At 72.9% G+C, this 8,713-nt stretch carries 10 protein-coding genes; 2 read left to right on the plus strand and 8 right to left on the minus strand.

Going from position 1 to position 8,713, the window contains the following annotated elements; translation table 11 throughout:
• Positions 1-995, plus strand: a 995-nt coding sequence (locus FRZ03_RS22165) for a methyltransferase (protein WP_146466904.1), incomplete at its 5' end; no start/stop codon positions are given.
• Between the two features lie 81 nt (positions 996-1,076).
• On the opposite strand, the gene FRZ03_RS22170 is transcribed toward FRZ03_RS22165, so the two are convergent.
• From FRZ03_RS22170 to FRZ03_RS22200, 7 genes are all read right to left on the minus strand, one after another.
• On the minus strand, positions 1,077-1,400 hold the full coding sequence (locus FRZ03_RS22170) for a TcmI family type II polyketide cyclase (protein WP_146466905.1): 324 nt from the start codon (positions 1,398-1,400) through the stop codon (positions 1,077-1,079).
• Between the two features lie 43 nt (positions 1,401-1,443).
• Entirely contained in the window at positions 1,444-1,923 is a 480-nt protein-coding gene (locus FRZ03_RS22175) for an SRPBCC family protein (protein ID WP_074992630.1), read from the minus strand.
• A 1-nt stretch (position 1,924) separates the two neighbouring features.
• Positions 1,925-2,179 carry an acyl carrier protein gene (locus FRZ03_RS22180; protein ID WP_070024068.1) on the minus strand — a complete coding sequence of 85 codons (255 nt, stop codon included), beginning with the start codon at positions 2,177-2,179 and terminating at the stop codon, positions 1,925-1,927.
• 68 nt (positions 2,180-2,247) lie between these two features.
• The gene (locus FRZ03_RS22185; protein WP_146466906.1) at positions 2,248-3,492 is read right to left on the minus strand and encodes a beta-ketoacyl synthase N-terminal-like domain-containing protein; all 1,245 of its coding nucleotides are present in this window, start codon (positions 3,490-3,492) and stop codon (positions 2,248-2,250) included.
• Positions 3,493-3,499: 7 nt separating this feature from the next.
• Positions 3,500-4,759, minus strand: a complete 1,260-nt coding sequence (locus FRZ03_RS22190) for a beta-ketoacyl-[acyl-carrier-protein] synthase family protein (RefSeq protein ID WP_146466907.1) — start codon at positions 4,757-4,759, stop codon at positions 3,500-3,502.
• Positions 4,756-5,193 carry a cupin domain-containing protein gene (locus FRZ03_RS22195; RefSeq protein ID WP_261399295.1) on the minus strand — a complete coding sequence of 146 codons (438 nt, stop codon included), beginning with the start codon at positions 5,191-5,193 and terminating at the stop codon, positions 4,756-4,758. The genes FRZ03_RS22190 and FRZ03_RS22195 overlap by 4 nt, the downstream gene beginning before the upstream one ends.
• Positions 5,194-5,250: 57 nt before the next feature.
• Positions 5,251-6,336: a SchA/CurD-like domain-containing protein gene (locus FRZ03_RS22200; protein WP_146466908.1), complete on the minus strand. Its 1,086-nt coding sequence runs from the start codon at positions 6,334-6,336 to the stop codon at positions 5,251-5,253.
• Positions 6,337-6,546: 210 nt separating this feature from the next.
• Between FRZ03_RS22200 and FRZ03_RS22205 the strand changes: the two genes are divergently transcribed.
• On the plus strand, positions 6,547-8,187 hold the full coding sequence (locus tag FRZ03_RS22205; RefSeq protein ID WP_146466909.1) for an FAD-dependent monooxygenase: 1,641 nt from the start codon (positions 6,547-6,549) through the stop codon (positions 8,185-8,187).
• Between the two features lie 277 nt (positions 8,188-8,464).
• Here the strand turns inward: FRZ03_RS22205 and FRZ03_RS22210 are convergent.
• On the minus strand, positions 8,465-8,713 hold a 249-nt coding region (locus tag FRZ03_RS22210; RefSeq protein ID WP_315902660.1), incomplete at its 5' end, for an AfsA-related hotdog domain-containing protein.

Raw genomic sequence — 8,713 nt, forward strand, 5'->3', positions numbered from 1 at the left:
TGCGGCTGCGCGAGCTCGTGTTCGGGGCGGCCCTGTCCGCCGCCGTACGGGCCGCCGCCCGGCTGGGCGTGCCGGACGCGCTCGGGGACACCCCGATGTCCGCCGAGGCCCTCGCGGCCGCCGTGCGGACCGAACCCAAGCCGCTGCGCCGCATGTTGCGGGCGCTGACCTGCTACGGCGTCTTCACCGAGCGGCCCGACGGCACCTTCGCGCACACCGAGATGTCCCGGCTGCTGCGCGAGGACGACCCGAACAGCCTGCGCGCCATCGCGCTGTGGTGCACCGAGCCGTGGACCTGGGCCGCGTGGCCCAAGCTGGACGAGGCGGTGCGCACCGGCCGCAACGTGGTGGAGGGCCTGTACGGCAAGGAGTTCTTCGCCTACCTCAACGAGGACGCCCCCGAGTCCGCGGACGTCTTCAACCGGGCCATGACCCGCTCCAGCGAGCAGTCGGCGCGCGAGGTCGCGGCCCTGCTCGACCTGTCCGGCGCCGATTCCGTCGCCGACCTCGGCGGCGGCCAGGGGCACGTGGTGGCCTGCCTGCTGGACAAGTACCCGGCGATGCACGGCAGTCTGCTGGACCTGCCCCGGGTGGTGGAGAACGCGCTGCCGCGGCTGCGCGAGGGCGGCGACCTCGCGGACCGCGCGCAGATCGTGCCGGGCGACGTCCGGGAGGCGATCCCGGTCCGGGCGGACGTCTACATCATCAAGAACATCCTGGAGTGGGACGACGAGAGCACGGCCCGGCTGCTGCACAATGTCGTCCAGGCGGGCGGGCCCGGGACCCGGGTCGTGGTCATCGAGAACCTGGTCGACGACACCCCGTCGATGCGGTTCAGCACCGCGATGGACCTGCTGCTGCTCCTCAACGTCGGCGGGGCCAAGCACACCACCGACAGCATGGTGCGCCGGCTCACCGCGGCCGGGCTCGCCGTGGACACCATCCGGCCGGTCAACCCATACCTGCACGCCTTCGAGTGCCACGTGCAGGGGTGACGGCCGCGACGGGCCGACGGTCGCCGGGCCCGCTTCGCCGCGGGCCCGGCGACCGTCGGCCGTCCGGTGGGCGGATGAGTGTCAGGAGCGCTCCCAGACGTAGAAGCGGTGCGCCATCGCGTCCTTGGGAGACCGCCAGGTCTCCGGGTCGTACGCGCTGACGTACGCCGTCAGCCGCTCGCTGACGTCCCTGAACTCGGGGTGTTCGGTGACCTTGGCGATGGCCGGGCCCGGTTCGCGCTCGGACTCGATGAGGTGCATGTACACATCGCCGAACTGGAAGAGGCTGCGCCGGGTGACGCCCACGAGGCGGGGCAGCTCCCCGCGGTCGGACTCCTCGAAGATCTTGGCGATGTCGGGGGCGGAACCCGGGGCCATCCGGGCGACGATCAGGGCCTGGTGCACGGTGTTCGTCCTCTCCTCGTTGCCTTCGGTCCTCCTGCGTGGCTCAGTCGGCGAGCGCCGGGGCGGGCCGGTGCCCGGCGGCCGCCTTCTCGATCTTGTCGCGGATCAGGGCCATCTGGACCTTGGAGTTCTTGTTGATGTTGTCGGTCATCCACTCGTCGTCGACCGGCGCCTCGGGCTTCATCGCGAAGTCCTGCGTCCACACCATGCGGGTGCCGGCCGGGACCTCCTCGTAGGCCCAGTGGATGTCCATGTGGGCGAACGGACCGGTCTCCACCCGGCGGGCCTTGACGGTGCGGGTGGCGCGGTCGGGCTCGCGCTCGGAGACCCAGCTCCAGACGGTGCCGTTCTCGTCCGGGTGCATGGTGAGCCGGAAGGTGGTCTTCTCGCCCTCCCGCTTGAGCACCTCGACGGCGGCGTACTCGCTGAAGAGCTGGGGCCAGCGCTCCAGGTCGTTGGTCATGTCCCAGACCAGGTCGAGCGGGGCCGCGATGGTGATCTCGTTCTGGGTGTGTCCTGCCATGTCAGGCTCCTGCCATCAGCGTGTTGTTGACGAGGTTGAGGAACTGCTGGGGGGTCTTGCAGCGCTCGGCGTCCACCGGCATCGGGGTGCCGTGCTCGTTCTCCAGCTCACCGACGATGCCGAGCAGGCCCAGCGAGTCGACGCCGAGGGCGTCGAAGCCGGTGTCCGGCTTGTCGTGGAGCTGCTCGGGGCTGACGGTGACGCCGGCCGCCTTCTTCATGAGCGCTGCGAGTTCTTCGACGGTGATCTTGGACATGTGCTCTTCTCCTTTTGCTGTGCTCCCTGCGCCGTTGCCGCGGATCGCCGCCCGGTGGACCGCGGTGTTCACCGGCCGGCGGCGTGCCGCAGCACCAGCGCCGAGTTCGACCCCATGAGGCCGCGGCTGAGGATCAGCGCCGTGCGGGCTTCGGCGGCGCGGGCGCGGCCGGTGACGAGGTCGAGGTCGTGGCAGACGTCGTGCACGTTCGGGGTCGGCGGGATCAGCCCGTGCTCCATCGCGAGCACGGCCGCGGCGGTGTCCAGCACCGGGGCCGCGCAGTAGCCCCGGCCGGTGCCGGTCTTGGGCGCGGTGACCGGCACCCGCGTGCCGTGCGCGCCGAGGGCGTCGGTGATCGCCAGCGCCTCGGCCCGGTCCGCCGCCGGCACCCCGAGGGCGTCGGCGAAGACCACGTCGACCTCCTCGGGCGCGCACTCCGCCTCGGCCAGCGCCTGCCGGATGGCCTGGGCGAGGCCCGCGCGGGACTCCGCCCAGCGGGCGGCGCCGGTGAAGGTGGCCCCGTGCCCGGCGACGAAGGCCCGGATGTCGCCACCGCGTTCCCGGGCCGCGGCGGCGGCCTCCACCACGAGCATCGCGCCGCCCTCGGCGGGCACGAACCCGCACGCCGCCTCGGTGAACGGCCGGTAGGCGCGGGCCGGGTCGCTCTCGCGGCTCAGCTCCTCGTAGCCGAGCTGGCAGACCACCGAGTACGGCGCGAGCGGCGCCTCGGTGGAGCCGGCCACGATCGCGTCGGTGCCGCGCCGCACCGCCCGGGCCGCGTGCGCGAGGGCGTCCAGACCGCCGGCCTCGTCGGAGGCGACGACCGAGCAGGGGCCCTTGAAGCCGCGGCGGATGGAGACCTGGCCGGTGCTCGCGGCGTAGAACCAGGCGATGGACTGGTACGGCCCCACGAACCGGCTGCCCTTGCCCCACAGCCGCTGGAGTTCGCGCTGGCCGAACTCGCCGCCGCCGGACCCGGCGGCGGTCACCACGCCGATCGAGTACGGCGACTCGGCGGTGTCGGCCGGGCCGAGCCGGGCGTCGGCGAGCGCGAAGTCGGCCGCCGCCATGGCGTAGTGGGTGAACCGGTCGGTCTGGACGAGGAAGCGCTCCTCGATGGTGTCCGCCGCCTCGAAGGCACGGACCTCGCCGGCCACCTTCAGCGGCAGGTGCTCACAGCCCTCGCGGGTCACCCGGTCCAGGACGCTCAGGCCCTCGTGGGTGGCCTTCCAGAAGGTGTCGGTGCTGATGCCGTTGGGCGCGACCACGCCGATGCCGGTGACGGCCGCGCGCCGGTCCTGGGGTTCGCTCATCGTGTCCTCACTCCCTCGGCCGGGTCAGGATCACCGCGGACTGGAAGCCGCCGAACCCGCTGCCCACGGAGAGCACGCTGGTCAGCTTCCGTTCGCGGGCGGTACGCGGCACGTAGTCGAGGTCGCACTCGGGGTCGGGGGTCTCGTAGTTCGCGGTGGGCGGCACGGCCTGCTTGGCCAGCGCCAGCACGCAGGCGACCAGTTCGATGGCGCCGATCGCCCCCAGCGAGTGGCCCACCATGGACTTGATGGAGCTCATCGGGGTGTCGTAGGCGTGCTGCCCGAGCGCCCGCTTGACCGCCGCCGTCTCGTGGCGGTCGTTCTGCCGGGTGCCGGAGCCGTGCGCGTTGACGTAGTCGATCGCCGTGGGGTCGAGCCGGGCCTGGTCGAGGGCGGTGGAGATGGCCCGCGCCATCTCCAGGCCCTCCTTGGTCAGACCGGTCATGTGGTAGGCGTTGCCGAAGGTGGCGTAGCCGCCGAACTCGCAGTAGACGTGCGCGCCGCGGGCCCGGGCGTGCTCCAGCTCCTCCAGGACGAGCACCGCGCCGCCCTCGCCCATGACGAAGCCGTCCCGGTTGTTGTCGAAGGGCCTGGAGGCGTGCGCGGGGTCGTCGTTGTTCGGCGACGTGGCCTTGATCGCGTCGAAGCACGCCATGGTGATGGGGGATATCGGCGAGTCCGACGCACCGGCTATGCAGATGTCGGCCCGGCCCTCCTGGACCGTGTGGAAGGCGTAGCCGACGGCGTCCAGGCCCGAGGTGCAGCCGGTGGAGACGGTCTGCACCGGACCCTGGGCGCCGAAACGTTCCGCCACCGCGGAGGCCGCCGTGGCCGGGGTGAAGGCCCGGTGCAGCTGCGGCCGGGCCCGGTCGGGGTCCACGTCCCAGCGCTCGCCGCCATGGCTGACCAGCACGTAGTCGTTCTCCAGGCGGGTGGTGCCGCCGACCGCGGTGCCCAGCGACACCGCGACCCGCCACGGGTCCTCCCGCCGGAGGTCCAGCCCCGAGTCGCGGACCGCCTCCTCGCCCGCGACCAGGGCGAACTGGATGTACCGGTCCGACCGCTCCACCTGCTCGGCGTCCAGCCCGTGCGCCGCCGGGTCGAAGTCGCACTCGGCCGCGATCCGCGAGCGCAGCTGGGAGGGGTCGAAGAAGGTGATGCCCCGCGTCGCGGTACGGCCGGTGGCGAGCAGGTCCCAGAACGCGGGTACACCGATGCCGCCCGGGGCGACGATGCCTATGCCGGTGACCGCCACGCGCCGGTTCATGACCGGACCCCTCCCCCGTCGGCGCCCGCACCGGCCGGTTCGGCCGCCGGCGTCTCCTCGGTGTCGACGTGCCCGAGCTGCGGGCGCGGCGCCAGCGGGCCCAGGTGGAAGACGATCCGCGCCTCCACGTTGCCGACGTTGCGGAACCGGTGCCGCATGCCGATGGGGATCATCAGCCCCTGCTCCGGGCGCAGCACGTGCGGCTCGCCGTCCAGGTCGACCTCCAGGTGGCCGCAGACGACGTAGACGAACTCCTCGGAGTAGGGGTGGTAGTGCTCACCGATGCGGTCGCCGGGCTGCACGAGGGCCACGCCCATGAAGCCGCTGGTGGAGCCGACCGTGGCCGGGGTGAGCATGGCGCGCAGATCACCGCCGCGCCGCGTGTTGGGCTCGACCTCGCTGAGGTCCACGATTCTCGGACGGGGTTGGATCACGACAGTCCTCCGGTGGTGTGATCGGGCTTCTGGGGGGCTCGTGGGGCGGCCGGGGGCTCAGCCGGCGGGCGAACGGCGGTCGGTGACCAGCTCCATCGGGGCGGCGTCATCGGTCAGCAGCGCGCGCAGTTCGGCGGCCAGGGCGGCGTCCGCGGGCAGCGGGTCCACGTCCGCGCCCTCGTCGGCGAGGTCCACCAGCCGCACCACGACGTCCTCGCGCTCGAAGACCGTGCTGCGCAGCACCCGGCTCGCCGGGTCGTCCGCGGCCGCCGAGTCCGCCCTGGCCAGCAGCTCCGCGAGCTTCATCCCGCACCCCGGCCGGGCCGGGTAGTACAGGGCCCGCCGGGTGCCCTCGGGCCGGTCGTCCGCCATCACGTGGTGGACGGCGGGCAGCGCCGCCCGGGTGAAGAACAGCCGCGCCGACTCCTGGTCGTCGAGGTCCCGGTCCTGCTCCAGATAGGGGTTGATGGCCTCCTCCACGGCCCGCACCTCGGGCGAGCGCGCCACGTGGCGCAGGGCGGCCAGCAGGTCGCCGCGCACCTCGATGGCGCGCACCACCCGGTTGCCGTGCATGAACAGCGAGGTGCGCAGCAGCCGCGTGGAGTCGTCCACCCGCGGCTCCGGCGCGGCGTAGTCGGCGAGCAGCCGGGCCACCTTGTCCTCGGTGCCGGGCTTCACGGTGAAGGTCAGCGCGTGCCGGATCACTCCGTCACCGATGCGCACCTCGCTCTGCAGCCGGCCCCGGGAAGGCGCGTCGCCCTCGTAGGCGCGGCCGGTCTCGCGGACGATGTGGAAGCGCAGCGAGCGGGTGTTGCGCACGCAGGAGTGCAGCGGCTCCACCATCCGCACGTGCTCCTCGCTGTTCACCCAGGTGAGGAACGGCGGGGCACTCTCCCACTCGCTGGTGATCAGCCATTGGGATGGATTCTCGATGGACTGGCAGAGTTGGTCGCTGACATGGCCGGGCACGGACGCAACCTGGTTGCAGAGCTGCTCGTACGCCTCCAGGAACTGCTGCTGCGCGCCTTCGTAGACGTCGACCAGCAGAACGACCCGGAGCCGCGAGCCGTCGAACACGGACTGGGAGACACGCGACACCTCGCGTGCCGGCGCTTCTGACAGACGTTCAGAGGTGGTGGTCATGGTGCGGACATCTCCTTGGCGGGGGTTCTCGGATGCGCCGGTCACCGCCGTGACGCGACGTCAGCGCTTCTTGATCCTGTGCCGATGGCCGTAAGCCCGCGACTCGTAGGAACCACGCGGGTGATCCGGAGCGCAAATGGCCCCAAACCTTTCGATAGCGGGCATGAAAGTGACAGGCGCCCCGTACGCACCCTGCCTCTGGAGGCCTCGATGCATCACACAGCCGACCACCGGGTCCCCGTCCTCATCGTGGGCGGCTCTCTGGTGGGCCTGTCCACATCCCTGTTCCTGGGCCGCCTCGGCGTGCGCCATCTGCTCGTCGAGCGGCACGCCGGGACCTCCCACCACCCCCGCGGACGGGGCAACAACGTCCGGACGATGGAGCTGTTCCGGGTGGCCGGCATCGAGCCGGACATCAAGGCGGCGGCCTCCCTGCTCGCCGAGAACCACGGCATCCTCCAGACCCCGACCCTCGTCGGCGACGCCGGGGAGTGGCTGTTCCGGGAGATCGACCCCGGCGGCGGACTGAAGAGGTTCAGCCCCACCGCCTGGTGCCTGTGCAGCCAGAACGACCTCGAACCGGTGCTGGTCGACAGCGCCCGCGAACTCGGCGGCGACCTGCGCTACCACCACGAGATGGAGTCCTTCGAACAGGACGCCGACGGGGTGAGAGCCGTCGTCCGCGACCGCTCCACCGACGAGCGCTACACCGTCCGGGCGGACTACCTGGTCGCCGCCGACGGCCCCCGCAGCCCGGTCCGCCGCGCCCTCGGCATCGGCCAGAGCGGCCCGGGCGACCTGTTCGCCAACGTCAGCGTCACCTTCGAATCCACCCGGCTGGCCGACGTCGTCGGGGACCGCCGCTTCATCTGCTGCTACCTCACCCACCCGGACGCCGACGGCGCCCTGCTCCCCGTCGACAACAAGGAACGCTGGGTCTTCCACGCTCCCTGGCACCCCGAACTCGGCGAGACGCTCGAGGAGTTCACCGAGGAGCGGCTCCGGCGGCACATCGCCGCCGCCGTCGGCGTGCCCGACCTGGACGTGCGCATCACCGGGATGGCGTCCTGGCGTGCCGCCGAACGGGTCGCCGACTCCTACTCGGCCGGCCGGGTGTTCCTCGCCGGCGACTCCGCCCACGAGATGTCCCCCACCGGCGCCTTCGGCTCCAACACCGGCATCCAGGACGCCCACAACCTGGCCTGGAAGCTCGCCGCCGTCCTCGACGGCTGGGCCTCCCCCGCCCTCCTCGACACCTACGGCTCCGAGCGTCGCCCGGTCGCCGTCGCCACCAGCGCCCGCGCCTCCGCCCGCTCCGTGGAGCACAGCCACCCCGGCTTCGCCCCCGCCCCCGGCGTCGGCGGTGCCAAGCGCGGCGGCATCCTCAACGTCGTCCTCGGCTACCACTACCCCGAGGGCGCCGCCCTCGGCACCGACCCCACGGCGCCGGTCATCCCCGACACCGTCGCCCTCACCGGCCGCCCCGGCACCCGCGCCCCGCACCTGTGGCTGCGCCAGGCCGCCCGGCGGCTGTCCACCCTCGACCTCTACGAGCGCTCCATGGTGCTGCTCACCGACGCCCCCGACGACGCGGGCTGGTACGAGGCCGCCCGGCGCGTCGCCGCCACCGACGGGGTACGCCTGGACGCGTACCGCATCGGTCCGGGCGCCGACGCCGACCTGATGTACGACACCGAGGGCACCGACTGGGCCGCCCTGCACGGCGTCACCGCCGACGGCGCCGTCCTGGTCCGCCCGGACGGCTTCGTCGCCTGGCGCGCGGACGGCGCGGTCCCCGACCCGGAGACGGTCCTCAGGGAGGCGCTGAAGGCGGTACTGCGCACGGGCTGATCCGCGCGGACACGGCGGACGTCCTCATGACGAGCGGCGGCGGCCCCGCCCACCGGTGCGACAGGGCCGCCAGCGCCGTCATACGAACCGGCACGCCCTCGCCCCAGCCGATCGAACCGGGCCCCGGCCAGGGGGCGGGAGGTGCGCGGTGGTGGCGCCGTCGGCGACCGCGGCTGCGGGGAACGGGCGTCCTGCCGGTGGCCGGACCGGCCGCGAAGGGAGACCCGTGGCCCGAGAGGCGGTCACCCGGGCCGGGTGACCGCCCTCGGCGCAGGGGTCACATCAGATCCGGGGCCGCTTCCAGGGTGACGTCGGCGGAGAAGATGCGCCGGCCGTTCTGTTCCAAGGTGACCAGCACTCGGCGGCGCCCCTGCGGATCGCCCGGGAGCCGGTCGGCCCAGACCCAGCAGGGGGCGTCGAATTCGGCGTACCGGAGGAACTCGGTCTCCATCCCGACCACCGCCGAGGGCCGGCCGGTGGCGGCGTGCGCGGCCTGCCGGGCGGCTTCCAGGAGGAGCATGCCGGG

Source organism: Streptomyces misionensis, assembly GCF_007896895.1.
In the GTDB taxonomy this organism is placed as follows: domain Bacteria; phylum Actinomycetota; class Actinomycetes; order Streptomycetales; family Streptomycetaceae; genus Streptomyces; species Streptomyces misionensis_A.